Below are 25,865 nucleotides of genomic sequence, written 5' to 3'. Positions count from 1 at the left end.
GCATATTGTAGCGTTTTATGTCAAAATAATTATAAGATTCTGATTTTAATTATTGGAGGGAATTTTCATGGGAGTATACGTTCTAACAGTCTTTGAAAAAGATGGTTCAAAAGCATTAGACGAATCATTCGAGGCGGCAACTGAAAAAGAAGCGAAAGCAAAAGGTGAATCTATTTTACAAGAAAAAGGATTGTATGAAAAAACACATCGCTGTACATCTACTGCAGGTAAGCTCGTTTTATTCCAGCGCTAAAAAAAAGAAGCGTCATCCGCTTCTTTTTCACTCTACTATATCTTCGTCACACCACGTAAACACCACATCTAGAATGCGATTACCAATACGTACGCGTTTATTCCATTTACCTGTTTGGATCTGATGTTGCAATTCAGCTTTCATCTTTTCCGTCCAGTCGTGAATCGTTTCACTACCGTCGTACGGATATACGCCTGGAAACTCTTCCTGCAGTAGATGCAAGCTCTCTGCATCAAAATGAAAATGGAAGAAGTAGTTTGCTGTAAGCGATGGTTCTTGCAATCGTAAAAAATGATCATCAATTTGCTTTCTATTTCTATAGAAAGTAAAGATATTCACTTTACCGCTAGTAATTTGGTCAATTTGAATTTCGTGCTTCTCTATAATCACGTCTTGTCCACCTCGTTGTATACTATCTTTAGTATATATGTCTTTTGCAACAAAGTTAACCATTTTCGCGCGAAATTCATTTCCTTCATTATATTACCTGTACCTCCATATGCAATCAGAACAAATAAAAACAAAGTTGAAGGGGAGCGATCACATGTATTTCGGAAGCAAAGGTTGGTATGTAAAAGAACTTAAAAAATTAGGTATCCGTACTTATGAAGGTAAAAAACTAGAATCGTATCGTACGCATGTGTTATCTAGTTTACTTGAGAGAATGAAGAAAGCTTCGGCTTAATAGAATAGCAAGAAGTAAACCTGAATATTGGTAAATGATAAAAAACACCTCCTAAATTCGCATACTAAGTATGCAAATTAAATGGAGGTGTTTTTATTAGTCTCACTTTTTCAGGGGCGCTTCAGTTTTCATAAAATATTTTTTGTTTCCGCTGAAACGGATACGTTTTAATCTCAGCTGTATCTAAATCTTCATTGAATAAATGAATGGCTATAATTTGTCTACAATCGTAAGTATGGTAATAATATGTTCCAGACTCCATACACATTGCACTTGTATAGATCGTATTATCTAATATACCGTCTTCTGTTATTACTGCCCCCTTAGGAACCTCACAATTCGATAAAATATGAAAAATAGCCGATATCCCCTCTTCTTCGTTCTCTATACCTTGAATGTTTTGTTTGCCATACGCTGCCCGTACAAATCTTGATGGCGGTGTGAAATCTCCAGGAAGTCCCATCGATCCTGAACCTTGGCCAAAAGCACTTAATGGTACATCGCCCCACTCCGTTGGCGCAAATGGCTGCGATTTAAGACCAATATATTGTCTTAAATTTTGTAAATGCCAACTAAACTCCGGACTATTAGTCATCACTCCTATTGGATTGTCATACACTTTTATTCCATCAGCTGTCGGCTCAAGTACAATACATTCTCCCGATTTATCTGCTAAAATCCAATGTAGCGGTGGAGTAACCCCTAAAATTGGTAATGGCACATCTATAAAGGCAATGTTATCAATATATTTTCTTAATTCTTCAACAGAATTGAACTGCGTGAGGCTCCAAGTCACAAAATCAAATGGCGCTACATTCGTTTTATTGCTATCTACATGACTACTATAAGTAGCGAATCCTGGGAAATAGAGAGTTGCACATGTCATACCAGCTTCATTTACTCCGTCTGCCATCATGACCCTTCCTCCAAAATTAATTCCCATTCCGACAACAGCCTTTTTCGTTCGGATTGTTTCACCAGTTATATTGTTCCACTGATAACGCCGAGGAATGATTATTACTTCCTGATTCATATCTAATGTGAAATCCATTGTTCTCGCAAAAAGATGTTGGAAATTTTTAGTTTGTAACGTCAAACTAGTACACATGAAGAAATCCCCCCCATTTCATAGTTATATACACATTTTATAAAATTCTGATAAATACGTAAATTAAAATCTATTTTACTTACCATTGTACAAACCCTATTTATCATTAACAAAATAACCAACCAAACCAAAAATGCTATAATAAACTCAATCAAACTAAGGGGGAACATCTATCTTGCGTGGAAAACACATTCAATTTCATAAGTTTGGCAATCCAAAAGACGTATTACAAGTTGAATATAAAAATATAGAACCACTGAAAGATAATGAAGTTTTCGTCCGTATGCTAGTTAGACCGATTAATCCATCTGACTTAATCCCAATAACCGGAGCGTACGCTCATAGAATTCCGTTACCTAACATACCTGGTTATGAAGGTGTTGGTATTGTAGAAGATGTAGGAGCTTTTGTTTCTAGAGAGCTTATCGGTAAACGTGTGTTACCGTTACGCGGGGAAGGTACTTGGCAAGAATATGTGAAGACGTCAGCTGACTTTGTAGTTCCTATTCCTGATTCCATCGATGATTTCACAGCGGCACAAATGTATATTAATCCTCTTACGGCGTGGGTTACATGTACAGAAACGCTAAACTTACAACGTAATGATGTTTTATTAGTGAATGCTTGTGGATCCGCAATTGGTCATCTTTTTGCGCAGTTATCACAAATTTTAAACTTCCGACTCATTGCCGTGACAAGAAATAATAAGCATACAGAGGAGTTACTGCGCCTAGGTGCTGCATATGTAATCGATACTTCCACTACCCCGCTTTATGAAACCGTTATGGAATTAACGAACGGGCTCGGCGCGGATGCTGCAATTGATTCTATCGGGGGACCGGATGGAAATGAATTAGCTTTCTCAGTACATCCAAACGGGCACTTTTTAACGATCGGGCTTCTATCAGGTGTACAAGTTAACTGGGCAGAGATTGTCACGAAAGCAAAAGTGCACGCGAACATATTTCATTTACGACATTGGAATAAAGATGTGTCCGCATATAAATGGCAGGAGACGTTTCGTCACTTAATTCGCTTAGTGGAAAATAAGCAATTACGTTTTATGACAGTACATTCTACGTATGGATTAGCGGATGTGAAAGCGGCGGTTGATGTTGTGCAATCTGCGGAGAAAACGAAAGGGAAAGTTTTTTTGACGGGTTATTGACTACAATTGAAGGAGTCTTTTTGATTGGCCATTTAAATAGACTAGATAGTACGTTTAGGAACACCTAATTGTAAGTATCTGGTATAATCCTATTAAAAGGTGAAAGGAGATTTTCACATGTGGCTAATCACGGCAATCGCGCCTGTTGTAATAGTTGGTGGAATTGTAGTATTTGTAATAAAAAGATTGGAACATAAATATAAACATGGCAAATTGGGTAAGAAAAAATCAAAAGAGGCTCAACTGTTATTAGATAGTTTAATACCTATAGGAATGCTTTTTGGCTGTATAATCGGTTTGATTTTCGGCATATTTTCCCCAGATTTCTCACTGCTTTCAATTAGTTTAGGATCCGGAATAGGCTATTTATTTGGTTTTTTTGCCTATGAATTTTATAGCAAGACAGGAAACAATTTTTGTTAATCCAAAAGGAATAAGCGGGACAGTACATAGTAATCATATGAAATATGTAACTGTCCTTTATTTTTGCATCAATGTTATCACCTTACCTTTCGCCTACTATACACCTCTTTTCTTGATTTTTCTCTCCTCCCCTTTTTGCATATCCGCTTTTTTATTTTCATTGGATCTATATCCAAAGTAAAGTAGCGCACATGTAATAACAGAACCTACAATGTATCCTAAAAAACATCCTAACCAAAACATAAAAATTGCCCCCAATCCATTATAAATTTTATGTAGTAGACATCTGTAAAACGTTCTCAGTACCTCCGTTTTTTATTACAGATTGGAAAATTCCCTTAACCATTCCATCCATGAACATTCTGTCTTCTCTATTTTGATTATTATCTATAAAGTTATTTATACCACTAATTCTTCCATCATCTCAAATAACAACTTTATTATTTATTATAAAGTTTGCACTCACACTACATATATGTAGCATCACTGTCTCTTTTTCATTTTACCCTTGCAACTGGAGTTTACTTCTACAACTTAAAAACAAAAAACCCCCTCAAAGCATAAACTTCAAGGGGGGAGCCTGTTTTTTATTTACTTATATACGTACAGCTGTACCACTTACAGCAACCATTAACATTCCATCACGAACAACTTCGTAATCTACGTCAACACCAACGATAGCGTTCGCACCTTTTTGTTTTGCAAGTTCTTTCATTTCGTCCATTGCGATATCACGAGCTTCTTTTAGCTTACTTTCATAAGAACCAGCACGACCACCGACAACATCACGAACGGAAGCGAATAAATCGCGGACAATATTTGCACCCATAATAGCTTCACCATTTACAATATCGATATACTCAATAATTTCTTTACCTTGAATTCCAGACGTTGTTGTTACAATCATGACTGACACTCTCCTAATAAATTGTAGTTTTAATAAGCTTTCTTATGTCTTTATTATGACATGGAAAAAGTATCTAATCCATTGAATTACCTTACAGGAATGTGACAGTTTTGTAATAATAAAGCGCGCATTATGTTTAATTTTAATAAAGTGCTTTAATATTGGGATACATAAACGATTCTCTATTTTCTTTCCAATCCTTTTCTACTTCTTTAAAAGTTGGTCGCCCTAATTCTTTGTTATTTTCATGTTTACTAAACCATTTTTTCACATACTGGTCTCCATTTTTATTTTGAACTGTACAAAGGAAACTATTACTGCTATCCTTTAATATTTTTACAATCACGAAAAGGCACCTCTTCCCTTTTAAATAACATGATAGAACTTGATCTTTTACTATAAGCCCTTCCTCTCTTATAGTCATACGACTCCTCGGCCGCGCCAAAATTGTAAGATCAAAAAACGATATTCACTTTGTTTATATTTTATTTAAAGAAATCAGAGTTATAGGCATTATGCTTATCAAATATTTTATAGATTTCTAACTTATCATCTAATTTTGCATCTACTAAAATTAATATATTTCCATCGTAAATATACTCTTCATATTTCTTAGCATGGTTTTCAGGGATTCCTAAGCCGATAAATGCCCCTATTAAACTTCCAGCTCCACCGCCAATACCGGCTCCTCCAATAGCTGCTGCGATCGGTCCTGCTGCTACGATTGGACCCATTCCAGAAACGGCAAGTACACCAAGACCTGTTAATAAACCACCAAGCCCGCCTGCTACCCCTCCAGCTACAAGCCCTGTCGCTGAAAAGATATCTGCTTTATGTGCAGTTTCGCTATTCACTTTTTCACCCGATTTTTCTTCTAGATGTTCAATTTCCTTTTGATCTTTCGCAATAGCTGAAATGTTATCTGCTGAATATCCTTTATCATTTAATTCATTAATAACGAGTGCCGCATCATCAATTGTTCTAAAAACACCTACTATTTTTCTATCTACATTCATAACTATTAACCTCCTAAAGTTTTATGTAATGTATCTTTATTTTTCTTCATTTCTGTATACACTAATCTTCTTATTAACATAACCATTTACGAAAAAAGCGAATAGTAAAAGCACTACAAGTGAACTACTTAACAAGTAAATTAAATCAAATGTAATATTAATCATCATTTCATTCATGTATACCAGGCTCCTTTTTATTTAAAGTAAAAGTATATTTTGATAGACTAATCTACTAAACATAGACATCTTACAATTCATCTTCAGTCAATCTCTTTGTAGTATATGTATACCCTTCCTAACCTTTTCTAAACGTAAAAAACTATAATTATATTTTTTCTTATTTATATGTTTAACATTTTTTAAAACGGGTATGTTTATATTGTTATGCTTACTATATGGAAAGGAATATTACGATGAACGCCATTCACTCTACTACTATTTCTTATAATGAAACACCTACAATAACGCAGATTCATCATTTTTATGCTTTAATGACAACATTTCAAACGAATTTATTTATAAGTAAACACGGAACACTTACTTCTATTAAAAACTTAAGCACTCTAGTATCCTTTTTCCTTACTGTAAAAAAGAGAGATCTTGTATTATTTATTTTTGAAGGAATAGATGCAAAAAGAGCTTTAAAAACACTCTTCCCTTCTTAGAATGTTTGTTATCCTCTATTCCCTCGTCTACTACCTTTCATATATGTTTTTATATTTCAAAATGATTTCCTCTATTAAAAAAGAACCCCCTAATACAATAGGGGGATTTCTAGTTTGACCTTATGAAAACTGATATAATATATATTACGTTTTTCATTCTTTAAAATAGAAAAGTTTTAATAACCTTGAAGGTAGGAATTTTTAATGAACTCGAAAGCAAAATTTAGTATTCGCTACAAAATTATGGCTGGTTATTTAGTTATCATTTTGTTCTTACTTGTTTCTTTCATTATGTTAAACAATGAGATTTCCAGCTTACAAAAATCTCGTAATTTTATTATTGATCACGATTTTAAAGTTCTCAATTTAACGAATCAAGTGGAGAAAGAGTTACTAACAATTGAAAATAAAGCGAAAGGGTTTATCATTTCTAATAACCCTACTTACGTGCAATCCCTTAACTCTGCGGAAAAGGATTACGAAAAACATTATCAAGATCTTTTTGCTTTATTAGAGGATAATCCCTCTCAGCAAGAAAAATTAAAACAGATTAACGAAAACATTACTAGTTGGATTAATAAAGAGATTCACCCACTCATTGCAAATAATAATAGTAATAATGTACAAACAATCGACACGACTCAAATTCAGTCATTACAATCACAGCTAACTAACTTCCGTAACACTGAGGAGCAACTAACGAAAAAAAGAGCTGCACAATTAGATACTGAAAATAATAAATTAGAGATTTGGTTATACAGTTTATTGTTCTTACTTTCTTTTATTTCTATTATCGTTTCACTCTATATTTCGAATTCCATTACAAAAACGATTAAAAATGTAATTCAAGCTATTAAATCCATTTCTTCTAAAGAAAAAATTACGGAAAGAATTCATGTAAATACACATGATGAAATAAAAGATCTTGCTCATACAACAAATCACCTACTAGACGAAATATCAAAAAGAGAGTGGTTACAAACTGAGCTTGCAGAATTAATTTTAATGTATCAAGGTGTATCTTCTATTGAGATGTTAGGTAAAAAAATTCTTAGTGGCATCATACAAAAAACGCAAACTTCTTGCGGTGCATTTTATGTACGTGAAGAATATGAAGAAACTGTCTACTATGTGAAAAAAGCTTCTTTCGCCGATCAAGGTGCTGATATTGGAAAACAATCCATTAAAATGGGTGAAGGTTTCATTGGACAGTCTGCCTTAGAAAAGAAAAGTTTTATTCTCAGTGACATACCCGAAGAGTTTCGTTATGTCACTAGCGGAGTATTAGAAATACGTCCTAAAAATCTACTAGTCATCCCTATCTTATTTGAGGATGAGGTGATTGCAGTAATGGAGTTAGTAAGTGTAACTGAGATTTCAGACTTACATCAAGATTTAATTCAACAAACTATTGATAATCTAGGTTTAACAATCCATAGCATTATAGGACGTATGCGAATTCAAACTCTTTTACATGAATCACAAGCAATGACAGAAGAGTTACAAGTTCAATCAGAAGAATTACAAACGCAAGCGGAAGAACTACAAATGCAAGCGGAAGAATTACGAACAACGAATGAACAATTAGAGTCTAGAACTGAAGAAGCTGAACAAAAGACAGCTGACTTACAAATTACCAAATCAGAATTAGAAGAAAAAGCAAGCGAGTTGTTACGCAGCTCAAAATACAAATCTGAGTTCCTAGCAAATATGTCACATGAATTACGCACACCGTTAAATAGTATTTTACTATTATCTGAAATGTTAAGAGAAAATCATGATAATCATTTATCGGATGATGAAATTGAACTAGCAACTGTCATTCATTCATCAGGGAAAGACTTACTTACTTTAATTAATGACATACTAGATTTATCTAAAGTAGAAGCAGGCAAACTAGACATCATTTTTGAAGCAACGAACATAAGTGACATGGCAGCCAATATGCATCAAAACTTTTTACATATAGCTGCACAAAAAAATGTCGAATTTACTATTGAAGACAGTGATACGATTCCTGATCTGTTTTATACAGATGCAAAACGGATTGAGCAAATTATTAAAAACTTATTATCCAATGCATTTAAATTCACGGAAAAAGGATCCGTTTCTTTACATTTCGATTCAATAGAAACAACCAATTTAAGTCATGATATGCAGTCTATAAGTAAAGATTGGATTACAATTTCAGTAAAAGATACTGGTATTGGTATCGCTAAAGAACAGCATCAACTTATTTTCGAAGCCTTTCAACAGGCAGATGGAGCAACGATTCGAAAGTATGGTGGTACAGGATTAGGTTTATCTATTTGTAAAGAGTTTGCTAGATTGTTAGGTGGTTGGATTACGTTAGAGAGTAATGTAGGAGAAGGTAGTACTTTCACGGTATATATTCCTAACCTTCCAAATGGATTACATGATATACAGTTCTCCAATTTAGAAGTCGCAGCAACGATAGAAGATGTTATTCCTGCTGAAGTTGTTGAAGAAACTATCGTTACTACCGAAACAAATAACGTCTTCCAAGAGAAAACAATTTTAATTGTCGATGATGATCATCGAAATATATTTGCGTTACAAAATGCATTAAAAAAACAAAACGCCAACATTATTACTGCCCAAAACGGCATAGAGTGTTTAGAAATACTAAAAAGCAATACAAATATTGACCTTATTTTAATGGATATTATGATGCCTAATATGGACGGTTATGAAACGATGGAAAATATCCGAATGAACTTAGGGTTACATGAAATACCTATTATCGCATTAACTGCTAAAGCAATGCCAAATGATAAGGAAAAATGTTTATCTGCTGGCGCTTCAGATTATATAAGTAAACCATTAAACCTACATCAACTCTATTCGGTAATGAGTGTATGGTTAATAAAATAAGTGAGGTTTAGTTGGAGTGGAAAATAAGTATTATAATTTTGATCCATCAGTAGATACGGATGAGCGCACGAACTTAGAAATTGAATTACTATTGGAAGCGGTATTTAAACTATCAGGATTTGATTTTCGCCAATATGCTCGCACATCTATTTATAGAAGGATTTGTAATCGAATGCAGCTCTCTAATATCCCAACCATTTCAAAATTAATTGAAAAAGTAATTCACGAGGAAGGGGTTTTAGAACAGTTATTAAATGATTTCTCGATTAATGTAACTGAGATGTTCCGTAACCCTGCCTTTTTTAAAGCGCTAAGAGAGCATGTTATTCCCGAATTGAAAAAGCAACCTGAAATTAGAATTTGGCATGCTGGATGCGCAACTGGTGAAGAAGTATTATCGATGTCCATCTTACTTCACGAAGAAGGATTAAGTGAAAAGTCGGTTATTTACGCAACAGATATGAATACAAATGTGTTAGAAAAAGCAAAACAAGCTATCCTCCCGTTAAATAAAATGCAAACTTATACGAAAAACTATTTACAAGCTGGCGGTACACAAGCATTTTCTAACTATTATTCAACAGATAATCGTTTTGCTTATTTTAATCCTTCACTGTTACAAAACATTATTTTTGCACAGCATAATTTAGTAACCGATCAATCTTTTAACGAGTTTCATATTATACTTTGTCGTAACGTTTTAATTTACTTTACAAGTAAACTTCAAAATCAAGTGCAGCAACTATTTTATGAAAGCTTAAGTCACAATGGATTTCTATGTTTAGGAAATAAAGAAACTCTTCGTTTTTCAAATATAATGCCGCATTATACCCAATTTAATCCTAGTGAACAAATTTATCAAAAAATACAATAAAAAGCGTATGAAATCCTCTGTTTGGATTTCATACGCTTTTTATTTCGCATTTGTTTGTATCATAATTAGACACATATCATCTGATTGCGCTTTCTTTTGTTCTTCCTTGTAAAACCCTTCTATCTCGCCTTCTAAATCTCCCCATTTTCTTTCTGTAAAAGTACGTAATTTCTCTTCAGACTCAAATTCATCATTTGCAATTGCTTCAAGAACACCATCTGTAAACAATAATATTTGAGCGTTCTTCTCAAAAGGTATAACTGTCTTTTTAACTTTTATTTCATCAAAAAATCCTACGGCACAACTCCCGCGATTTAGTTCAACCATATTTGTTTCATCAACTAAAACGTATCCAGAAGGATGCCCTGCGTTTACATATTCAATCGTTCTCTTTTCTGTATCTACTACTAAATATATCGCTGTAAAATAATATGGAATATCGTCATTCTCATTATGTAAAAGAGTCATATATTTATTTAAGTCTTTAATGACAAGTTCTGGATCGATTAAAGATTTAATCGTTTCACGTAATACAGATGAAATAAACATACAAACTAATGAAGCAGATATACCATGTCCCATCACGTCTAATAATATAATACCGTAGCGATTTTCATCGATTTTATACCAATAATACATATCTCCAGCTAGTTTAAATGAAGGTAAGTAACTTGCTTCAATTTTTATATGATCTTCTCTTAATGGGCTACTTAATAAGTTTCTTTGTACTTGCGTAGCTAAATCTAGTTCATTCCGAAGATTTTCTTCTTGTTCTTTATGCCAATTTAATTCTGATTTCAAGCGTAACGCTACACGCATACGTGCTAATAGTTCAACTTTATTTATAGGTTTCGTAATATAATCCATTGCCCCCATATCAAGAGCTTCGGCCAATTTATTTGCATCCTCTAAAGCTGTAACAAAAATAATAGGGATATCTTTAAACTTCTCCTCTTTTTGTAATCGCCTACAAACTTCAAGTCCATCAATTTCAGGCATCATAATATCTAATAGTATTAAATCAATTTCATTATGCCTGGAAGAATCTTTTCCAAACTGTATGTATTCGAAGAGCTCTTGTGCAGAATTGAGCGATACAAGATCATGATATCCGGCTTGTTTTAAAATCTTTTCAATTACAAATATGTTAACCGGATTATCATCAACAATTAAAATGGACACAAGTTATTTCCCCTTTTCTTATTTAAAATGTAAATCTATTATCATTTTCTATTTTTCTAGTATTACATACTCAGTTACAAAATGAAAATTTCTTACTCAAACATATTTATACAACAAAAGAACAAACCCCTAGAAATAGGAATTTGTTCTTTCACTCTATAAATTTCTACTTTTAATTTAACACCATTGCTTTATCATTTAAAAGACGATCTAATTCTTCCATATGATTAGTTTCATCTGCAATCATATCTTCGAGTTTTACAACTAACTCTGTCATATTTAATTTCGCTGCCTGTTCTTTTCTCGTTTCATAACGCTTAATTGTTTCATATTCTGATTGTCTAGCGGATTCTAACATTTCTCTAACATCTTCTACTTGTTTCACTGGTAAAGGGATCGTAGTAGGTGTACCACCTAGCGTCTTAATTTTCTCCGCTAAATATAGGGCATGTCCTTGTTCATCACTAATTTCAGATTCAAAGAAAGGTTTTAACACTTGTCTATATATACCAGAAACTGTAGCTGCATTATGGTTATACATAATAATTGCTGAGTATTCTCCTGCTAAATCTTCATTCAATCCTTCGATTAGTTCTTTCACATCGTGTGACATTTTCATATCTCCTCCTATACTTAATAAGTACCCCTTTTCTCATGTTTTAAACATAATTATTTTAATTTTTTATGTATCTAAAAATGCGGCTTGCTTCAATTTACTTATCGCTTGTCTTTTAATACGAGAAACGTGCATTTGTGAAATACCTAACCGTTCCCCTGTATCTTTTTGATTTAAATTTTCTCCAAATATATAATGAATAACACTCTTTTCCGTATCATTTAATACGTTAAAAATATCCTTTAAAACGAGACGCCTTTCTGTCTCTTCATATCCTTGCTCTACTTCACCTACAGATTCAATTCTCGCTACCGAACTTCCATCAGATGAATTTTCAACTACATCATCTAAGGAAGATACTCGATAATTATTTTTCGCATCCATAATCTCTAGAACTTCCTCTTCCGATAGTCCTAAATGATTTGCAATTTCTATTATCTTCGGTGAACGTTGCAGGTGATCTGTTAACTCCTCTATCGCAAGTTTAATTTTCCCGCCCAAATCTTTAATTCGTCTTGGAACGTGAATGCCCCAAGTTTTATCGCGTAAATACTTCTTTATTTCCCCTACTATCGTAGGTATTGCAAAAGGCTCAAAAGCATTCCCTATCGAATAATCATACCTTCTTATTGCACCTAAGAGCCCTAACATCCCTACTTGTATAATATCCTCATGCATCGGCCCGCCTTTTGAATAGCGATATGCAATGGAATATACGAGATTTTTATAATGATCAACTAACCTTTCCTGCGCTTCATTACATTGGTTTTGTTGGAATTCTGCAATTAGCTTAATAACGTCTTCTTTAGTAAGAGTTGTAGGTTGAGATTGGATTTCCATCATTCTCCACCTGCTCTCTTTGTATATATTTTGTCATTAAAACTGTCATGCCCTCATCATGCATAATTTGTATATCATCCATTAATGTATTGATTAAATATAAACCTAAACCATTTTCCGGCAAATGTTCTACTGGTTTACTAATATCATACGGACCAACTTTTCTTTTTAAGTTATTAAAATCAAAGCTAACCCCATTATCCGCAACCATAATTTCTAATCGATCTTCATATAGCCCAAAGACAATTGTAATTTCTCCAACGTCTTCTTTGTATGCATGTTGTACAATGTTTGTACACGCCTCACTAATAGCAATTTTCATATCTTCTATATCGTCATAAGCAAAGCCCATTCGATTCGCAACACCAGCCATTGTTAAACGAATAATAGCCACATATTCTGCCTTTGCAGGAATTTTCATTTCTATCTTTTCAAATCTCTCCATCATCCCTAGTCACCTTCTTTCTACTTTTTCAAAATCGGAATTCAAATTTAATATTTCTGTTAACCCTGTAATATCGAATAATCTTTTTAATCTTTTAGATACACCGATAAACTCTAGTTTTCCATCATTTTTCTTAACTGCTTTTAATAGCGCTATAAAAACACCTAAACCAGTACTATCCATATAATCTACGTTATGAAAATCTACTACGATATGAACCTCTTTTTCGCTTGTAATAGGCATTACCTTATTTTTTAAATCTGATGCCGTATACGCATCAATCTCACCATTAAGTTGTACCGTATAACCTACATCATTTTGCAAAATATTTATTTCCAAATTCATCATTTCCGCCCCCTTATCTCAAACTTTTACTATTTAATTACCCATAAAAATTAGGTTTAAACATATTTTTTTATTTTCATTATAAATAAATTTTCTACACCTTTCTCGGCTTAACACTTAAAAAATACTACCGAATGTTTAAACCTTATAAATTTGTGTATGTATAATGTATAAACATTATTTTTAGGGGGATCTATCTATGGAAGAGCACAACTTTAAAAAGGGAGATTTTGTTCAATTTTCTTATCGACACGATCATGCTACAACGTTAGTTGGTTCCATTATTAACATACTAACAAATACAATTGTAGTTGATATAGGTAATAGCGAGGACTTATCTCATATAGAACCGAGGCAGGTCGTAAGAATAAATAATTGTGAAAAAGTAACGATGGTTTAATACATAATAAAAAGTGTAATTTCAATGAGTGGGGGCCTTCATCCCCCGCTTATTCCTATGCAGATTACATTAAAAAAGCATCCAAATTAGTTTAATTGGATGCTTTTTTATGTATATTTATCAGTTCATTCACTTTATAGTTATATATAATAAACTTAAGATTACTATTCATTATCATACTTACGCTTTCCGTAGCATTCTAGAGAAGAATGTAACGATTAAAATAAAGACGATTGCACCTAATAACGCTGGAAGAACAAAAATGCCTCCCCATTCAGGACCCCAATGACCAAATAATGCACTACCTACCCAAGATCCAATCAAACCAGCAATCACATTACCAACTATACCTAAAGGAAAGTCTTTTCCCGTAATCATTCCAGCTAACGCACCAATAAGTCCACCTACAATACACGTAATAATAAGTCCCACAATTAAACCTCCTATATTCGTTTTATATTGGATTTATCAAGCTTTGGTGTTTAACCAAAGCTTGATAAACATGTATTATTCTTTATTATCCAATCCATCACTTATCTTTTGTTTCACTTTTCCGACTTTTTCTTTTATAGTTCCCTTCGTCTTCTCCCACTTCCCTTCATTTTTCAACTCTCTATCTTCTGTAACTTCACCAATTCCTTCTTTTAATTGCCCTTTTTTCTTTTCAACTTTACCAGTAATTTGTTCTTTCAGCCCGCTCTCACTCATATTTCCCATCTCCTTTTCGTAATAGATTTATAGATGTAAAGGGTACAAAATTAAATAGAATACATGCATCTTCTTTCGTGTAACCATTCACCGACTCTTTCTAAATCCTTAACGAATAACAAGATTTTCCCTTCATCTAGCTTTTCTTCGTAGAAGTTTGCTTCTTCCTCATTAAGCCCTAACTCCTGCATCTTATTTCTTAACTGATCTCCCGTTTTTTGAAAGACGTTAATAATGCTTGTCCCAAGTCCTTCCTCTTTTATTCCAATCGTGTTCACGTCTGCATTATCTGCGATTCTATCTGTCCTCTCTTTCTCATGTGTTAACACGTAAATATCTTTTTGTTCTATTCCTTTCTTCACTAGATCATTCGCCGCATTCATGACCTCTTTCTCCGTAATAAATTCATATACAAAAGGTTTACTATACTTCGTTTCCATCTTTAACTTCCTCCTTTAAAATGAATTATTTGTTATATTATATGTAGTACACCTATTTTCGAAATGTTAAACATAAAATATGAAAAAAATTATGTGAATTTTAATTTTAATAGAAAATGAACAACATCATTTACCACTTTAAAACATCTTCCCCTTACAATAACTACCTAAATTAACAGAAAATTGTTACAATTAAATTCAAGGAGGGATACTATGAAAAAAATCATATCTATATGCGCTCTAACCGCTCTATCTTTCACTTTAATAGGTTGTACAAGCACCTCGGCTACAGATAAAGCTTCACAAGTTAAGCAAGAACACACACAACATACCTTTCAATTAAACTCCGCAAATATTTCAGACATTGAAATACTAAAAACAACAAATCATACTACTTCCAAATCTCAAACAGATAACGAAGAAATGATAAAATCTATCGTTTCAGCAGTTCAAAATGGAACACCTAAAACAATCACTTTAGATCAAAAAAAGAGAGAATCTGCACATTCTACTATTACCGTTACATATAAAGATGACTCAAAAGAAGAATTTCTTGTATGGGTTGATAATAAGGAACAAATTACAATCGCTAAAAATGAGAAGAAAGATAAGGTAGAAGGTGTGATAGTGAATATTAAAGATGCTAAAATGATGAAGGATTTCTTTTAAAATTCTAGTTAACGTAAAAAAAAGAGTAGGATTACATCCTACTCTTTTTTTAATCATGCTCAATAAATAGACTTTTATAAAAGCTATTTAAGGTCTAATTTTGCTAAATCATGTTGTAAAACATTATTTCCTTCTTGTGGGTTAAATACGATTGCACTAAGACCAAAAACATTCGTAACAACATCTCTATCTTTCGGACGAATGATTCTTACTTCATAAGCAAAAAGTGCTGGAGGAAGAGCTGCTGAACGAAAAGTAACATATCGATTAGGTGGCAATGTTTGCGTTGAAGGGTCTATTAATGGTAACAATACCGGAGAACCAGATGACCAATCAAACATTTCAACAGTTACTCTACGAGTATCGTCAGGATCAACATTCATAGCATCCACAGTAAGAAATAACGTAGCGGAATGTCTACGTAATATACCCGTTGATAAAGTTTCATTATGATGTTCACAGCATTTTTTTGGAGGGTGACCATAGCCATAACTCATACCAATTCCCCCCTTTCATTTACAATTAAGGACAAGTATTCCTTATAATATATAATGCTAGTATTCTTTTATTGAAAGGTATAAAAGCGGATTTCTATCTATATTTTTGGATATTTTATTTTTCATTTATTCGCTTTTAAAGAATGATATAGACTCTCCTATTTTGCCTTTGAATTCCTTCTAAGAATAAAGTGCAACTTTATTCTGCCCTCATCAATCGAGGTCTTACTCCCCGACAAATAGCGGGATAAATCTATTTTGAAAAGGACCTGCTCCATTCATTCGTAAAAGCATAAAGTAAATGGAATCCGTTAAAACACATGAGTGATCCCTTGGTTTTCCCTTCCTATTAAAAGGAGGAACTGTTATGGGCTTTGGTGGTAGTTGTGGTGGCTGTGGCTTCGCTGGAGGATTTGCTTTATTAGTTGTATTGTTCATTTTATTAATCATCGTTGGAGCTGCTTGCTTCTGCTAAAAAACTATCGGAAAAGACACTTTTATATGAGTGTCTTTTCTTCATAAAAAATACGCAATGTGCAGTTTAAGTGTAAGATGTAGTATTACATCCCCCTCCATAATGAACTTCGATACTATAAATTTCGTTTAGGTGCAATCTTAAAATTTTAGTTTAATAGCAATATGGTGAAACTCTATTCCATATAATATTGCTATTGCAGAAAAGTAAAACAAACTGGACAACCTAGATTTCAAACTGTAAGATTAGATGTTGGTGAAATCGGGTAGCAAAGCATATATAGAAAATAGGTGTTAATTTTGAAAATCAATAAAAAATTCGAACCAATAATTTTTAATATCTTTATGATTTTAGGTATATCTAGTATTATCTCTTTCGTCATGGTTTCAATGAATGTTGGATATACAGCTTTATTTCTCAAATCATGGATGAAAACATGGGGAATTGCTTTCGTACTTGCATTTTTAGCTTCTAAATTATTACCCTTTGTAGTTAAAAAGATAATGAAAATCTTCACTTTTGTTGAGAATGATGCTTAAGAATAAAGTGATGTACTGCGTAGGTTCATTCCAATTAAAAGAGTTCATTATCACAAAAACTTAACCTAGTAAAATGTTTCAAATCGAAGAAAGACACCTTACAGGTTGTCTTTTCTTTATAAGTAAAAAAAGCCCACCTATTTCCGTAGGCGGGCTTTATCTTTATTACACAATACGAAAGTATACTCTCTTTTTCACTGAAATTTTATGTAATTATACATATTCATGAAAATAGAAGAAGGAAACTATACATTGTGGGCATGTTCCATGCCCATCAAGCTAAAATTTTAACATGTGCAAAAATACCCCCCCTAAATAGCTATATAGAGATGAAGTTGTTATGACAACATATTTTCCACCTTCAATTTAGTTATCCTTAGAATGCTTTCCTACAAAATCAAGAATCCTAGCATTAACTTCGTTAGAGAACTCACCATTGATTGCGTGAGATGCATTTTTCCAATTAACTATATCAATATCTTTAACGTATTTTTTCCAGTTTCAACTACTTTTACCGAATTATGCATTGTACTTTTTTCAGCTATAAGTGCAAGCACTGGAATATCAATATTTTTTAAGTCTTCTTTACTAAATAAATCAGGGGCTGGCGTTTTCAGTTTATAGTTACGCATACCTGACTCGATTAACTTAGCGATAGGCTCATCGTCATTTGTTTCCGCTCCTCCAGAAACATAGCTTAACATCTTTTCTCTTAAAAACTTAGGTACAATAGGAACGGAAGCTGGAATAGATGCCAGAATCATTTTTATGGATATTTGCGCAAATACAAAGACTGGATCTAATAAACTAGCCGTAGCAATATGCTCAGGATTATATCTGGCCAAGTTCATTGTTGTCCAACCTCCAATGGAGACACCCACGATATGCACTTTTTCTAAACCTAATTCTTCAATTACTTCATTTAGCCATTCTGCTTGTTGCTTTTGGTTTTCAATCACCTTCGTTTGCACACTCATTCCAGGTTCACCGAGTAAGTCTATCGTATAAACAGGCCTTTTCTCCCTTAGCCCTTCTAAATTTGGGCCCCACATTGGAGTAGATGCACCGCGTCCAGGGAGTAAGAGTATTGGTTCCTTATGTTTGTTTTCTTCTTTAGTAAAGTAATAAGCACGAATTGTGCCATATTTAGTTTTTATATCTTTCGTTTCGTTAGGTTTTGGAAGGAGTGCCATTGATTCATCGTAGGCAATTTGAAAATCTTCCTTTCCTTTTTCAGATATAAAGTGACCAATCTTATTATCATCTCTCTTCATTTGAATTCCTCCTTTCTACAAATATATGGATGAACTTTATCTATATATTCATGGTAATCATCCATTAACTTTTCATCTTCTTTAAGGCAAGACTCTCATTTAGAAAAAAGAAAATCGTACGTTTAGATACAATTTGGCAACAAACTAACTGTTTTCTTGTACATTAATAAACAACTACTGTAAGAGTTATAGTTTTTATGTTTTCATTTATCTTTTTAATCAGATGAATGCTTTTTTTAGTACATAATAAAAAATATAAAAAAATATCCAGAAAAACTGTCACAAAATCTGTTTTTCTGGTTTCTCTATAGTACAGGTATCAAATTGAAAGTGAGGTTTAAACGAACATGTTAACCATAGAAAATGAAGAAAGTCATGCTTCTAATATGACCTTTGAAGATTTATTTAAGCAGTACTATGCTTACGCTGTGAAACAAATCATCTGGATCGTTAAAGATCAATCTATCGCTGAAGAGTTAGCACAAGAAGTATTTTTACAATTATATCGTAGCGATTGGAAAGGAATTGAAAACATACCTGGATGGTTGATTAAATCTTCTACTTATGTAGCCTATAACCATTTTCGATCTGAAAAAAGGCAGCAAGCGAAGATTGATAAAGAAATACAATACCATGAAGTACAAAATGTTTCATCATTAGACGATGATTGGATAAGAAAAGAAGAAATTACAAAAGTCCAAACGATATTAAATAAAATGAATGATCGAGAACGAACCCTTTTACTAATGAAATTCTCAGGTTTTCAATATAAAGAAATTGCAGAAGTACTTCAAATTGAAATATCTTCTATTGGAACATTATTGGTCCGAGCCAAAATGAAATTTCGCAAGATTTATAAACAAATGGAGGAGGCATAACAAATGAAATGTTATGATATCGGGTTTATTCAAACATATATTGATGGAGAACTTTCTCATGATATAAGAAAGGAATTCACAAAGCACCTAGATACATGTGAAGCATGCCAAGATTTATTAATAGAAATTAGTAAATTAAATCAATGGGAAAACGTAATGCTAGATGAAGAATCTGCAAATTCACCACAAGAAATCAAAATTGATATAGAACAAGCATGGAAAACATTTGAAAGTCGTTCCAAGTTAGACAATGTTTCTAATATAAATCACAAAAAACAACAAAAGAAGGGACTTTTTACAAACATGAGTAAAAAATCAAAACGTTTTATTTATACAGCAGTAGCTGCAGCAGCACTTTTCACAACAGCAATGATTCCACAAGTACAAGTAGCGGCTACAAATGTTGCTTCATATTTTTCTGATGCAATTACAAATGATAAAGTTGTAAATGAAGGAATAGGAGATGAAAATGGTGTCATACAAGATATGATGAAGAATGGTAAATATATTCCTATTGATGAAAAAATTACAGATCAAGGTATTACTGTACATCTCAAAGAATTATTTATCGCAGATTCACGTATATCAATTCATTATAGAATGGAAAAAGCTGACGGAAATTTAGTACCATTTGAATTTGATACATCAGGATTAGATCTCGAAAGTGATGGTAAAATTAATGGGCAACAAGAAGAAAACCCTGAGATTAAGCATGATGGGAGACTATCATTTATCCATGATTCAGATGATCGTCTTCCTTTTGAACTTATGGCAGCAGGTAAAAAATTAAATGAAGTGGGCATTCGTGATAATGATAAACCCGAAGGTGTCGCTACATTTGTTATAGTTCCTGGAGGAAAAGACGATTTTAAACAGCCCCTTACTTTAGATGTAAATATAACTAGAATTGGAAAAGTAATTGGATCTTGGAAAGCTGAAATTCCAATTGATACTTCACATTTGAAAAATAATACGAATTAACATGAAAAAAAGAATAGAACAATATGTATCTAATTCTCAGTTTATATGTTTTCTTGTTTTCGTGACATTTATTTCTTATATAGTTTTTACTCTATCTTTTATTTATGATTTAAGACCATTATAAGAAAAAGCTCTCTAAAGAAGTAGGGAAATAAATAACCGGTTTCTTAACGTATAAGGAATCGGTTATTTTGTATTTAAAATGCGTCTAAACGTACAATTTTCTTTTTTTGATATGGTGACCTCCAATACACCATTGTCCTTCTCTAAGCTCATATCTATTTTAAAAAGAGTCATTTACAAATCCCCCCCTCAAAGCATCTACTTTAAGGGGATTTCTCCTATTATCTTCTCTCTTCATACAACAGATTCGCTTTATATGAGAAAACTAAATACATACTAATCGCAACAGGGATAAACAAGCATGCAATCCCTCTCATTAATGCGAATGGCGTTTCAAATAAAAATGACCATAAAAATGCTACGCCTTGTTTATCCCATAGTCCTGGCGTAAAATATAGTTCTTTCGGATTTACAAGTGCTCCTAAGTTAATCGTGTTATTAAACATAAATAGGATTAATATTGGTATAGAGCATATCGCTAATTCTAAAAATGTTTTAGATAGACGCTTATACTTCCCTGCCCGTGACATTGGATCTGAAAAAATGTCATCTTCACTTTCTTCATCTACCTTTTTAAAATATTGCGTACCTGACCACCGATTACCAGCTATATGCTCCCAGCCACTATCTTCAAATAATGTGCAGTAATTAATAAAATCACTTTTTCTACTAAATACTCTATGGTCTATTTTAATCGTCGCATCTTCTGGTTCTGTATATCTAAATGTATAACCAAATGTATTGCTTTCTAGTTGATAGCCTTTCCAAGCCATCTCTTCTAACCATTTTTCCTCTTTCTCAAAATCTAAAAAGAATTTCAATCTCCACATCATCGTTTCCCCCTAACTATACGTGTAATAAACTTTTTGTAACCGCAATAATGTGCTGCATTCTCATAAAGTCTAAATGCAATACTTCTTTCCCGCGTTCCGTAATGACATACACTTTTCTTCGTTTATCTTCGCTTTTTACCGATTCTATTAACCCTTGTTTTAATAAATTTTCAACCGCACCATACAATGTACCCGCTGCGATTTTCACTTGATGATTACTCAGTTCCTCCACCTTTTGCATAATTAAATATCCATGAGCTGGCTCTAACAAAGCTAAAAGAACGTAATACGTTGTTTCCGTTAATGGTAAATTTTTATCTCTATTCATAAAGACCTCCAATGTAACGATAAGTATATAGCTAAACTATATAGTTCAACTGAATAGTTTCATTTTATACAGTCAGACTGTATGTGTCAAATGTAGGAATAACTTTATAACCCAAAACAAAAACGCTACCTTTTTAAAAGATAGCGTTTTTGTTTTATCCTTGCTTATTCTTCGCCTTCATTTGCTCTTCATAAACAAACTTCGCGGTCATAAAGTCGTTAGAAAAATCTTTCAATGCATTCTTCATTACATTTAATTCTTCTTGTGATTTAATTTCAATACTGTTTAAGAAATCAAATGCTTTTGATTGTTCCTCCGCAACAAAGTTTTGTGTCATATAATCATCTTGGAAATCTTGCTTCGCTTTTTCTTTTACTTTATTCATTGCCTCTGTTTTGTTTATGCTTTTCATAGGGTTTTCGAATGCTCCAGTAGGTTGTTCCGGTTTTGGCTCTTCTTTCTTTTCCGGCTGCTGCGCTGGTTGTTGTGGCTCTTGCTTTGGTTGTTCTTGCTGAACCGGCTGCTGTACTACTTGTTGCTCTTTTTTCGCTAACTCATCTTTTAACTTCTTCACTTGCTCATCAAGAGATTTTTTTTCAGTTTCTAACACACTCATATCACTTTTCAACTTTTGCGTTTCTTCAAAATGTTCATCTACTAATTTATTATATTCTTTCTCAGAGTACATTTTTTCACTGGTTGATGTCGTTTTCTCTTTCGTAACAACTACATTAATAATTATAAATAAGGCTACAATTCCTATTAACGCAGCAAAAATCTTCTTTTTATCCATGATTAATCCTCCAAAATGTAAAATTTCAAAAATTATCATAACAGACCAATTCGCTTTCATCTGTCATATTTTGTCGAATTAATATAATAAAAAAAAGCATCTGAAACAGATGCTTTTTCTCATTCTTAATACGTAAACGTAATCGTCACTAAAGAATACCCTTCTTTCGCATTGTAAGGCTCCGCTTTATAAGAAACTCGATTTGCCCCTTGCGGATAATCGATTTCGCCAATTGCCTTTTTCACATCTTGCAGTGCACCATTCATTGATTGCTTGTACAGCACTTCAATTTTCTCTGGTTTCGCACTATAGCGCTGCTGCATTTTATTTTTTAATTCGGTATAGTTGTTTGCGATATATTCAGTTCCTAAATAGTTTAACTTTGTATCTTTTAATATTTGCTGATATGCAGGCGTTTTCGTACTACCTGCCGCAATTTTGTTTGTCAGTGTACTATAATAATTCGTTGTAGCTTGCGGGTAGTCTCCGCGGTTCCACTCATGATTTCTTGCGATTTGTTCATCTGATAAATTGAAATACGAATACGTGACACGGCCCTGCTCATCTGGAACCGGATCATCGAATGTTGTATCAAGGTGATACCATTTGTTTTCGATTTTCACTAAATTCCAAGCATGAGGTTGTCCGTCCCCAGTTCCTGTCACGAAATGATTTTCAATTCCTGCTTCTTTTAATAATTGATACGTTAATAGTGCGTAACCTTGGCAAACCGCAGAACGATTTACTAGTGCTTCATATGCTGTGTAAGCTTTATAAGACGTATCATAAGAAACATGTTTTACTACGTAATCATGAATCGCCTTCACTTTTTCGTGATCATCCATTCCAACTTGAGTAATAGAAGAAACGATTGCTTTCGCTTGTTTCATGACATATTCCGTCTGTTCTTTCGTTTCACGATATGTAATCTTAAGCGTAAATGTATAATTTCCAGGTGATCCAGAAAGTCCATATGAAACATTCGATCTATTATTATTTGTATACTCATTTTTACTTGCAACTTCTTTATATGCGTTAAAAAGTGTATTCATCACTTCGTTTGTATTATTGTTTTTCGTTTTATATGGAAGTGTAATATTTGTCTCGTATGTATTAATACGCTTTTGTACTTCCTCTTTAAACGCTGTTAATAATGCAGCATCTCCTGTATCTTTCACATCGGCATTTTTATATTTTAAAGTTTTATATAAAAACTGCGCATACTGTTCACGTGTTACTGTGCCATACGGTTCAAAATTCCCGTTCCCTGTGCCATCTGCGATTCCATTTGACTGCACTGCACTAATTGCATTTTCTGCCCAAAATGGATTTGGAACATCCTTAAAGGTATGTTTTTGTTTTGCCGCAAGATGGAAAGCATTTGTAAGAATTTGTGCCATTTCCGCACGACTCACAGAAGCTTTCGGTCTAAATTGACCATTTTCATCCCCTTTAAAAACTCCTAAATTCGTTAAAGTTAATACCTCTTCTGGAAACATTGTAGAACTTTGATTAATATCACCGTAAGGATTTTTAAACGTAGACCCATCCTTTAATACGTAACGAGTTCCATCATTACTAAACGAACCGCCTTGTTTATTCGGTACTAACACTCGATAAATTAAAGCCGCAACTTGCTCCCTTGTCGCAACATCTCCAAAACCAAATATCCCATTCCCATAACCGGAAATAATATTTTTACTCGCTAAATCTTTAATCGCAGGATATGACCAATGTGATGTCGGCACATCAGAAAAAACACCCACTTCAGCAGCCTTCACACCACTGCCATTTGTATATAACAACGCACCACCAATAAGTGATAATGATGTAATTGATTTTAATAGTTTTGTATACATAATGTCTTCTCCCAATACGTTCTCTATTTTTGTTGGTTTATGTCGAAAAATCTAAAAATATGACAAAATATATTATACAATTAAAAGTTTTTAAGGGATATATTGAATTTTAAAATATGCAAAAATTCATATTGTTATAAGGATTCATAGTGATATTATGTTATTTTACTTGCGAATATATAAATAAAAAAACGCTCATCTGAGCGTTTCATCTATATACTTATTAGTTACTTTTTCTTCACTTAGAACTCTTCTTCGGTAATCATCCTTCGATCTAACAACTCTTTATACTTCAATATTTCTTCAGCCCCACGGCTCTCCATGCGTATATTGTATAACACTTGTTGTATTGACCTTTGATTGGTCCGTTGAAACATTTACTCCATTTAATAGTATGACCGTAATTATTAATCCAATTGAACTGCTGATGATCCTTTTCATTTTAAAGCCCCTTTCTGAAAACCTTTTTCTTTTTCTTTATATCCTAAATAGAAGTATTCACTAGATTTTATTGAATTTCCTTCTTCATGATATTTAACCGCTAATTTTTCAGCATATTCCTGGACATATTGCCATAAACCTACTTCATTAAAGAAAGAAATTCCTTTAGAAATGGCTAACTCTAATTCTTCAGCAGAAACATTCTCATTCATTTCTTTTAGAATTGTAAAATGATGTTCATATTCTTTTTGTTCCAGTTCATTACAAATTATTAATCCTTTTTCAATTAAGGACGCTGCAAGCTTTGTCTTTCCTAACTTTAAATTCTCTCTAGCTTCCAAAAAAATCGCTCTAAAGTGATTCGGAATTTTTTGTGATACTTCTGATAAGTAACGAAGTGCTAAATCAGATAGGTTTTGCTCTGCATACATAACCCCTAAACTATGTCGAACTCGTAACATTAGCTCCTCTTCATTCTGCTTTTTCAAAATATCCAGAGACGACATGAAATAAACTTCTGCTTGTTCAAATTCATTTAGCTTTACACATGCTAAACCCAGAACATTGTCACATGCTGCCACCTTCCTGCTATACCCGTACAGCCCTTCAAATGTATTCCTTGCTCTAGTTGCATATTGAATTACTAAAATAGGCTGGCAAACGTGATAATAATAGCTTGATAGCTTAAAGTTAAATTCTGCTTTTTCGATTGGATCTTGAATATTTCCCAACAAAGATTCTGCTATTCCATAATGCTTTTCAGCCACTTTAAAATCACCGTTTACTGTAGCATGAGAAGCCTTAAAGAAATGGTAATAATATAATAAAGATTCATCTGATGGAGCTTCATCTAACTTCATTTTTCTTAAATCATTCTTAGATATGTCAGATTGATGGGGATAAAACTCTGCACTTAACATTTTAAATCTAAAATCTACAAGTGAATAAAACTCTGTATTCTTTCGATCTTCTTCCATACTATTAACTTTTGTATCAATACTTTGTTTTAATTCCTTTGCCTTAGAGAAATTCTGTGAACGAATTTCTCTATACCACTCATGTAAAAGTAAATTGATTTCTTCCTTTTTTATTACATGTACACTCATATAGCCCCTTCTCCTTTGTCTATAGATTACTAACATAATAACAAAAATCTTCCAGTAAAACTTTTAATTTTCTGAATATTGTTGTTTCAAAAAAATTTC

Annotated in this window: 35 protein-coding genes and 1 pseudogene; 13 read left to right on the top strand and 23 right to left on the bottom strand. The window is 33.0% G+C overall.

The window, feature by feature from the left end; translation table 11 throughout:
- Window positions 1–67: 67 nt before the first annotated feature.
- On the top strand, window positions 68–253 hold the full coding sequence (locus tag IBT51_RS20485) for a YhzD family protein (protein ID WP_000539552.1): 186 nt from the start codon (window positions 68–70) through the stop codon (window positions 251–253).
- 27 nt (window positions 254–280) lie between these two features.
- Here the strand turns inward: IBT51_RS20485 and IBT51_RS20480 are convergent, their stop codons facing one another.
- Window positions 281–643, bottom strand: coding sequence for a hypothetical protein (locus IBT51_RS20480; RefSeq protein WP_000582776.1), 363 nt, complete (start codon window positions 641–643; stop codon window positions 281–283).
- 154 nt (window positions 644–797) lie between these two features.
- On the opposite strand from IBT51_RS20480, the gene IBT51_RS20475 reads away from it, so the two are divergent.
- Window positions 798–938 (top strand): YflJ family protein, encoded by a 141-nt coding sequence (locus IBT51_RS20475; protein ID WP_000273536.1) that lies wholly within the window; start codon window positions 798–800, stop codon window positions 936–938.
- A gap of 121 nt (window positions 939–1,059) precedes the next feature.
- On the opposite strand, the gene bsh is transcribed toward IBT51_RS20475, so the two are convergent.
- Window positions 1,060–2,046: a choloylglycine hydrolase gene (bsh, locus tag IBT51_RS20470; RefSeq protein WP_069355112.1), complete on the bottom strand. Its 987-nt coding sequence runs from the start codon at window positions 2,044–2,046 to the stop codon at window positions 1,060–1,062.
- Between the two features lie 172 nt (window positions 2,047–2,218).
- Between bsh and IBT51_RS20465 the strand changes: the two genes are divergently transcribed.
- Together IBT51_RS20465 and IBT51_RS20460 are read left to right on the top strand one after the other, a co-directional pair.
- Window positions 2,219–3,214, top strand: a complete 996-nt coding sequence (locus tag IBT51_RS20465) for a zinc-dependent alcohol dehydrogenase family protein (protein ID WP_080497259.1) — start codon at window positions 2,219–2,221, stop codon at window positions 3,212–3,214.
- Window positions 3,215–3,331: 117 nt separating this feature from the next.
- The gene (locus IBT51_RS20460) at window positions 3,332–3,637 is read left to right on the top strand and encodes a hypothetical protein (RefSeq protein WP_098679616.1); all 306 of its coding nucleotides are present in this window, start codon (window positions 3,332–3,334) and stop codon (window positions 3,635–3,637) included.
- A gap of 96 nt (window positions 3,638–3,733) precedes the next feature.
- On the opposite strand, the gene IBT51_RS20455 is transcribed toward IBT51_RS20460, so the two are convergent.
- The 5 genes from IBT51_RS20455 to IBT51_RS20435 all read right to left on the bottom strand — a co-directional run bounded on the left by IBT51_RS20455 (window position 3,734) and on the right by IBT51_RS20435 (window position 5,737).
- Entirely contained in the window at window positions 3,734–3,880 is a 147-nt protein-coding gene (locus IBT51_RS20455) for a hypothetical protein (RefSeq protein WP_176545690.1), read from the bottom strand.
- Window positions 3,881–4,232: 352 nt separating this feature from the next.
- On the bottom strand, window positions 4,233–4,544 hold the full coding sequence (locus tag IBT51_RS20450; RefSeq protein ID WP_000637511.1) for a YbjQ family protein: 312 nt from the start codon (window positions 4,542–4,544) through the stop codon (window positions 4,233–4,235).
- Window positions 4,545–4,686: 142 nt separating this feature from the next.
- Window positions 4,687–4,890 carry a DUF4028 family protein gene (locus IBT51_RS20445; protein WP_000635853.1) on the bottom strand — a complete coding sequence of 68 codons (204 nt, stop codon included), beginning with the start codon at window positions 4,888–4,890 and terminating at the stop codon, window positions 4,687–4,689.
- A gap of 139 nt (window positions 4,891–5,029) precedes the next feature.
- Window positions 5,030–5,560, bottom strand: a complete 531-nt coding sequence (locus tag IBT51_RS20440; protein WP_200458626.1) for a general stress protein — start codon at window positions 5,558–5,560, stop codon at window positions 5,030–5,032.
- Between the two features lie 36 nt (window positions 5,561–5,596).
- Window positions 5,597–5,737 (bottom strand): hypothetical protein, encoded by a 141-nt coding sequence (locus tag IBT51_RS20435; RefSeq protein WP_001004571.1) that lies wholly within the window; start codon window positions 5,735–5,737, stop codon window positions 5,597–5,599.
- Window positions 5,738–5,973: 236 nt separating this feature from the next.
- Between IBT51_RS20435 and IBT51_RS20430 the strand changes: the two genes are divergently transcribed.
- The 3 genes from IBT51_RS20430 (at window position 5,974) to IBT51_RS20420 (ending at window position 9,994) form a co-directional block, all read left to right on the top strand.
- Entirely contained in the window at window positions 5,974–6,225 is a 252-nt protein-coding gene (locus IBT51_RS20430; protein ID WP_200458627.1) for a hypothetical protein, read from the top strand.
- A 204-nt stretch (window positions 6,226–6,429) separates the two neighbouring features.
- Entirely contained in the window at window positions 6,430–9,120 is a 2,691-nt protein-coding gene (locus IBT51_RS20425; protein ID WP_200458628.1) for an ATP-binding protein, read from the top strand.
- 16 nt (window positions 9,121–9,136) lie between these two features.
- Window positions 9,137–9,994 carry a CheR family methyltransferase gene (locus tag IBT51_RS20420; protein ID WP_000429043.1) on the top strand — a complete coding sequence of 286 codons (858 nt, stop codon included), beginning with the start codon at window positions 9,137–9,139 and terminating at the stop codon, window positions 9,992–9,994.
- A gap of 39 nt (window positions 9,995–10,033) precedes the next feature.
- Here IBT51_RS20420 and IBT51_RS20415 read toward each other — a convergent pair whose 3' ends face one another.
- The 5 genes from IBT51_RS20415 to rsbV all read right to left on the bottom strand — a co-directional run bounded on the left by IBT51_RS20415 (window position 10,034) and on the right by rsbV (window position 13,425).
- Window positions 10,034–11,176 (bottom strand): fused response regulator/phosphatase, encoded by a 1,143-nt coding sequence (locus IBT51_RS20415; RefSeq protein ID WP_064532751.1) that lies wholly within the window; start codon window positions 11,174–11,176, stop codon window positions 10,034–10,036.
- Window positions 11,177–11,348: 172 nt separating this feature from the next.
- The gene (locus IBT51_RS20410) at window positions 11,349–11,789 is read right to left on the bottom strand and encodes a ferritin-like domain-containing protein (RefSeq protein WP_000017755.1); all 441 of its coding nucleotides are present in this window, start codon (window positions 11,787–11,789) and stop codon (window positions 11,349–11,351) included.
- 69 nt (window positions 11,790–11,858) lie between these two features.
- The gene (gene sigB / locus IBT51_RS20405) at window positions 11,859–12,635 is read right to left on the bottom strand and encodes an RNA polymerase sigma factor SigB (RefSeq protein ID WP_015055091.1); all 777 of its coding nucleotides are present in this window, start codon (window positions 12,633–12,635) and stop codon (window positions 11,859–11,861) included.
- Window positions 12,598–13,080 carry an anti-sigma B factor RsbW gene (rsbW, locus tag IBT51_RS20400; protein WP_003269702.1) on the bottom strand — a complete coding sequence of 161 codons (483 nt, stop codon included), beginning with the start codon at window positions 13,078–13,080 and terminating at the stop codon, window positions 12,598–12,600. The genes sigB and rsbW overlap by 38 nt, the downstream gene beginning before the upstream one ends.
- A 6-nt stretch (window positions 13,081–13,086) precedes the next feature.
- Window positions 13,087–13,425 (bottom strand): anti sigma b factor antagonist RsbV, encoded by a 339-nt coding sequence (gene rsbV / locus IBT51_RS20395; protein ID WP_002106052.1) that lies wholly within the window; start codon window positions 13,423–13,425, stop codon window positions 13,087–13,089.
- A 196-nt stretch (window positions 13,426–13,621) separates the two neighbouring features.
- Between rsbV and IBT51_RS20390 the strand changes: the two genes are divergently transcribed.
- Window positions 13,622–13,822 carry a hypothetical protein gene (locus IBT51_RS20390; RefSeq protein ID WP_029442044.1) on the top strand — a complete coding sequence of 67 codons (201 nt, stop codon included), beginning with the start codon at window positions 13,622–13,624 and terminating at the stop codon, window positions 13,820–13,822.
- Between the two features lie 180 nt (window positions 13,823–14,002).
- Here IBT51_RS20390 and IBT51_RS20385 read toward each other — a convergent pair whose 3' ends face one another.
- The 3 genes from IBT51_RS20385 to IBT51_RS20375 form a co-directional block, all read right to left on the bottom strand.
- On the bottom strand, window positions 14,003–14,254 hold the full coding sequence (locus IBT51_RS20385) for a GlsB/YeaQ/YmgE family stress response membrane protein (RefSeq protein WP_000522903.1): 252 nt from the start codon (window positions 14,252–14,254) through the stop codon (window positions 14,003–14,005).
- A 75-nt stretch (window positions 14,255–14,329) separates the two neighbouring features.
- Window positions 14,330–14,530 carry a CsbD family protein gene (locus IBT51_RS20380; protein ID WP_053565102.1) on the bottom strand — a complete coding sequence of 67 codons (201 nt, stop codon included), beginning with the start codon at window positions 14,528–14,530 and terminating at the stop codon, window positions 14,330–14,332.
- A 50-nt stretch (window positions 14,531–14,580) separates the two neighbouring features.
- Window positions 14,581–14,970 (bottom strand): YflT domain-containing protein, encoded by a 390-nt coding sequence (locus IBT51_RS20375; protein WP_016125605.1) that lies wholly within the window; start codon window positions 14,968–14,970, stop codon window positions 14,581–14,583.
- A gap of 213 nt (window positions 14,971–15,183) precedes the next feature.
- Here IBT51_RS20375 and IBT51_RS20370 point away from each other — a divergent pair, with 213 nt between their 5' ends.
- Entirely contained in the window at window positions 15,184–15,639 is a 456-nt protein-coding gene (locus IBT51_RS20370; RefSeq protein WP_053565104.1) for a hypothetical protein, read from the top strand.
- An 83-nt stretch (window positions 15,640–15,722) separates the two neighbouring features.
- On the opposite strand, the gene IBT51_RS20365 is transcribed toward IBT51_RS20370, so the two are convergent.
- A complete protein-coding gene (locus IBT51_RS20365; RefSeq protein WP_000120208.1) occupies window positions 15,723–16,136 on the bottom strand; it encodes a hypothetical protein in 414 nt (137 codons plus the stop codon).
- A 367-nt stretch (window positions 16,137–16,503) separates the two neighbouring features.
- Here IBT51_RS20365 and IBT51_RS20360 point away from each other — a divergent pair, with 367 nt between their 5' ends.
- Both IBT51_RS20360 and IBT51_RS20355 read left to right on the top strand, forming a co-directional pair.
- A complete protein-coding gene (locus IBT51_RS20360) occupies window positions 16,504–16,611 on the top strand; it encodes a YjcZ family sporulation protein (protein ID WP_000505670.1) in 108 nt (35 codons plus the stop codon).
- A 299-nt stretch (window positions 16,612–16,910) separates the two neighbouring features.
- Window positions 16,911–17,150: a DUF2798 domain-containing protein gene (locus tag IBT51_RS20355; protein WP_000700210.1), complete on the top strand. Its 240-nt coding sequence runs from the start codon at window positions 16,911–16,913 to the stop codon at window positions 17,148–17,150.
- Window positions 17,151–17,516: 366 nt separating this feature from the next.
- On the opposite strand, the pseudogene IBT51_RS20350 reads toward IBT51_RS20355, so the two are convergent.
- Window positions 17,517–18,424: pseudogene (locus tag IBT51_RS20350) on the bottom strand (alpha/beta fold hydrolase).
- A gap of 347 nt (window positions 18,425–18,771) precedes the next feature.
- Here IBT51_RS20350 and IBT51_RS20345 point away from each other — a divergent pair.
- Both IBT51_RS20345 and IBT51_RS20340 read left to right on the top strand, forming a co-directional pair.
- Window positions 18,772–19,302, top strand: a complete 531-nt coding sequence (locus IBT51_RS20345; RefSeq protein ID WP_053565106.1) for an RNA polymerase sigma factor SigX — start codon at window positions 18,772–18,774, stop codon at window positions 19,300–19,302.
- Window positions 19,303–19,305: 3 nt separating this feature from the next.
- Window positions 19,306–20,283: a DUF4179 domain-containing protein gene (locus IBT51_RS20340; RefSeq protein WP_075720545.1), complete on the top strand. Its 978-nt coding sequence runs from the start codon at window positions 19,306–19,308 to the stop codon at window positions 20,281–20,283.
- Window positions 20,284–20,627: 344 nt separating this feature from the next.
- Here IBT51_RS20340 and IBT51_RS20335 read toward each other — a convergent pair whose 3' ends face one another.
- The 6 genes from IBT51_RS20335 to IBT51_RS20310 all read right to left on the bottom strand — a co-directional run bounded on the left by IBT51_RS20335 (window position 20,628) and on the right by IBT51_RS20310 (window position 25,766).
- The gene (locus tag IBT51_RS20335) at window positions 20,628–21,239 is read right to left on the bottom strand and encodes a DUF2812 domain-containing protein (protein ID WP_023521327.1); all 612 of its coding nucleotides are present in this window, start codon (window positions 21,237–21,239) and stop codon (window positions 20,628–20,630) included.
- A gap of 13 nt (window positions 21,240–21,252) precedes the next feature.
- On the bottom strand, window positions 21,253–21,567 hold the full coding sequence (locus tag IBT51_RS20330) for a PadR family transcriptional regulator (protein ID WP_001078063.1): 315 nt from the start codon (window positions 21,565–21,567) through the stop codon (window positions 21,253–21,255).
- Between the two features lie 154 nt (window positions 21,568–21,721).
- Window positions 21,722–22,360, bottom strand: a complete 639-nt coding sequence (locus tag IBT51_RS20325) for a hypothetical protein (protein WP_141544826.1) — start codon at window positions 22,358–22,360, stop codon at window positions 21,722–21,724.
- 125 nt (window positions 22,361–22,485) lie between these two features.
- Complete coding sequence (locus IBT51_RS20320; RefSeq protein WP_098851985.1) at window positions 22,486–24,219, bottom strand: S-layer homology domain-containing protein; 1,734 nt, start codon at window positions 24,217–24,219, stop codon at window positions 22,486–22,488.
- 303 nt (window positions 24,220–24,522) lie between these two features.
- Window positions 24,523–24,660 carry a Phr family secreted Rap phosphatase inhibitor gene (locus IBT51_RS20315; RefSeq protein ID WP_071731857.1) on the bottom strand — a complete coding sequence of 46 codons (138 nt, stop codon included), beginning with the start codon at window positions 24,658–24,660 and terminating at the stop codon, window positions 24,523–24,525.
- Entirely contained in the window at window positions 24,657–25,766 is a 1,110-nt protein-coding gene (locus IBT51_RS20310; RefSeq protein WP_016082632.1) for a response regulator aspartate phosphatase, read from the bottom strand. The genes IBT51_RS20315 and IBT51_RS20310 overlap by 4 nt, the downstream gene beginning before the upstream one ends.
- Window positions 25,767–25,865 lie beyond the last annotated feature (99 nt).

It is taken from the genome of Bacillus sp. S71, from assembly GCF_016625265.1.
Taxonomy (GTDB): domain Bacteria; phylum Bacillota; class Bacilli; order Bacillales; family Bacillaceae_G; genus Bacillus_A; species Bacillus_A cereus.
This window is presented reverse-complemented; position numbering and strand designations above follow the sequence as displayed.

Excerpts from the sequence above, each read along its gene's own strand:
- IBT51_RS20485 (WP_000539552.1), top strand. The coding sequence starts at position 68 with ATGGGAGTATACGTTCTAACAGTCTTTGAAAAAGATGGTTCAAAAGCA.
- IBT51_RS20475 (WP_000273536.1), top strand. The coding sequence starts at position 798 with ATGTATTTCGGAAGCAAAGGTTGGTATGTAAAAGAACTTAAAAAATTA.
- bsh (WP_069355112.1), bottom strand. The coding sequence starts at position 2,046 with ATGTGTACTAGTTTGACGTTACAAACTAAAAATTTCCAACATCTTTTT.
- IBT51_RS20460 (WP_098679616.1), top strand. The coding sequence starts at position 3,332 with ATGTGGCTAATCACGGCAATCGCGCCTGTTGTAATAGTTGGTGGAATT.
- IBT51_RS20455 (WP_176545690.1), bottom strand. The coding sequence starts at position 3,880 with ATGTTTTGGTTAGGATGTTTTTTAGGATACATTGTAGGTTCTGTTATT.
- IBT51_RS20450 (WP_000637511.1), bottom strand. The coding sequence starts at position 4,544 with ATGATTGTAACAACAACGTCTGGAATTCAAGGTAAAGAAATTATTGAG.
- IBT51_RS20440 (WP_200458626.1), bottom strand. The coding sequence starts at position 5,560 with ATGAATGTAGATAGAAAAATAGTAGGTGTTTTTAGAACAATTGATGAT.
- IBT51_RS20435 (WP_001004571.1), bottom strand. The coding sequence starts at position 5,737 with ATGAATGAAATGATGATTAATATTACATTTGATTTAATTTACTTGTTA.
- IBT51_RS20430 (WP_200458627.1), top strand. The coding sequence starts at position 5,974 with ATGAACGCCATTCACTCTACTACTATTTCTTATAATGAAACACCTACA.
- IBT51_RS20425 (WP_200458628.1), top strand. The coding sequence starts at position 6,430 with ATGAACTCGAAAGCAAAATTTAGTATTCGCTACAAAATTATGGCTGGT.
- IBT51_RS20410 (WP_000017755.1), bottom strand. The coding sequence starts at position 11,789 with ATGTCACACGATGTGAAAGAACTAATCGAAGGATTGAATGAAGATTTA.
- sigB (WP_015055091.1), bottom strand. The coding sequence starts at position 12,635 with ATGATGGAAATCCAATCTCAACCTACAACTCTTACTAAAGAAGACGTT.
- rsbW (WP_003269702.1), bottom strand. The coding sequence starts at position 13,080 with ATGATGGAGAGATTTGAAAAGATAGAAATGAAAATTCCTGCAAAGGCA.
- rsbV (WP_002106052.1), bottom strand. The coding sequence starts at position 13,425 with ATGATGAATTTGGAAATAAATATTTTGCAAAATGATGTAGGTTATACG.
- IBT51_RS20390 (WP_029442044.1), top strand. The coding sequence starts at position 13,622 with ATGGAAGAGCACAACTTTAAAAAGGGAGATTTTGTTCAATTTTCTTAT.
- IBT51_RS20380 (WP_053565102.1), bottom strand. The coding sequence starts at position 14,530 with ATGAGTGAGAGCGGGCTGAAAGAACAAATTACTGGTAAAGTTGAAAAG.
- IBT51_RS20375 (WP_016125605.1), bottom strand. The coding sequence starts at position 14,970 with ATGGAAACGAAGTATAGTAAACCTTTTGTATATGAATTTATTACGGAG.
- IBT51_RS20370 (WP_053565104.1), top strand. The coding sequence starts at position 15,184 with ATGAAAAAAATCATATCTATATGCGCTCTAACCGCTCTATCTTTCACT.
- IBT51_RS20365 (WP_000120208.1), bottom strand. The coding sequence starts at position 16,136 with ATGAGTTATGGCTATGGTCACCCTCCAAAAAAATGCTGTGAACATCAT.
- IBT51_RS20360 (WP_000505670.1), top strand. The coding sequence starts at position 16,504 with ATGGGCTTTGGTGGTAGTTGTGGTGGCTGTGGCTTCGCTGGAGGATTT.
- IBT51_RS20345 (WP_053565106.1), top strand. The coding sequence starts at position 18,772 with ATGTTAACCATAGAAAATGAAGAAAGTCATGCTTCTAATATGACCTTT.
- IBT51_RS20340 (WP_075720545.1), top strand. The coding sequence starts at position 19,306 with ATGAAATGTTATGATATCGGGTTTATTCAAACATATATTGATGGAGAA.
- IBT51_RS20335 (WP_023521327.1), bottom strand. The coding sequence starts at position 21,239 with ATGATGTGGAGATTGAAATTCTTTTTAGATTTTGAGAAAGAGGAAAAA.
- IBT51_RS20330 (WP_001078063.1), bottom strand. The coding sequence starts at position 21,567 with ATGAATAGAGATAAAAATTTACCATTAACGGAAACAACGTATTACGTT.
- IBT51_RS20325 (WP_141544826.1), bottom strand. The coding sequence starts at position 22,360 with ATGGATAAAAAGAAGATTTTTGCTGCGTTAATAGGAATTGTAGCCTTA.
- IBT51_RS20320 (WP_098851985.1), bottom strand. The coding sequence starts at position 24,219 with ATGTATACAAAACTATTAAAATCAATTACATCATTATCACTTATTGGT.
- IBT51_RS20315 (WP_071731857.1), bottom strand. The coding sequence starts at position 24,660 with ATGAAAAGGATCATCAGCAGTTCAATTGGATTAATAATTACGGTCATA.
- IBT51_RS20310 (WP_016082632.1), bottom strand. The coding sequence starts at position 25,766 with ATGAGTGTACATGTAATAAAAAAGGAAGAAATCAATTTACTTTTACAT.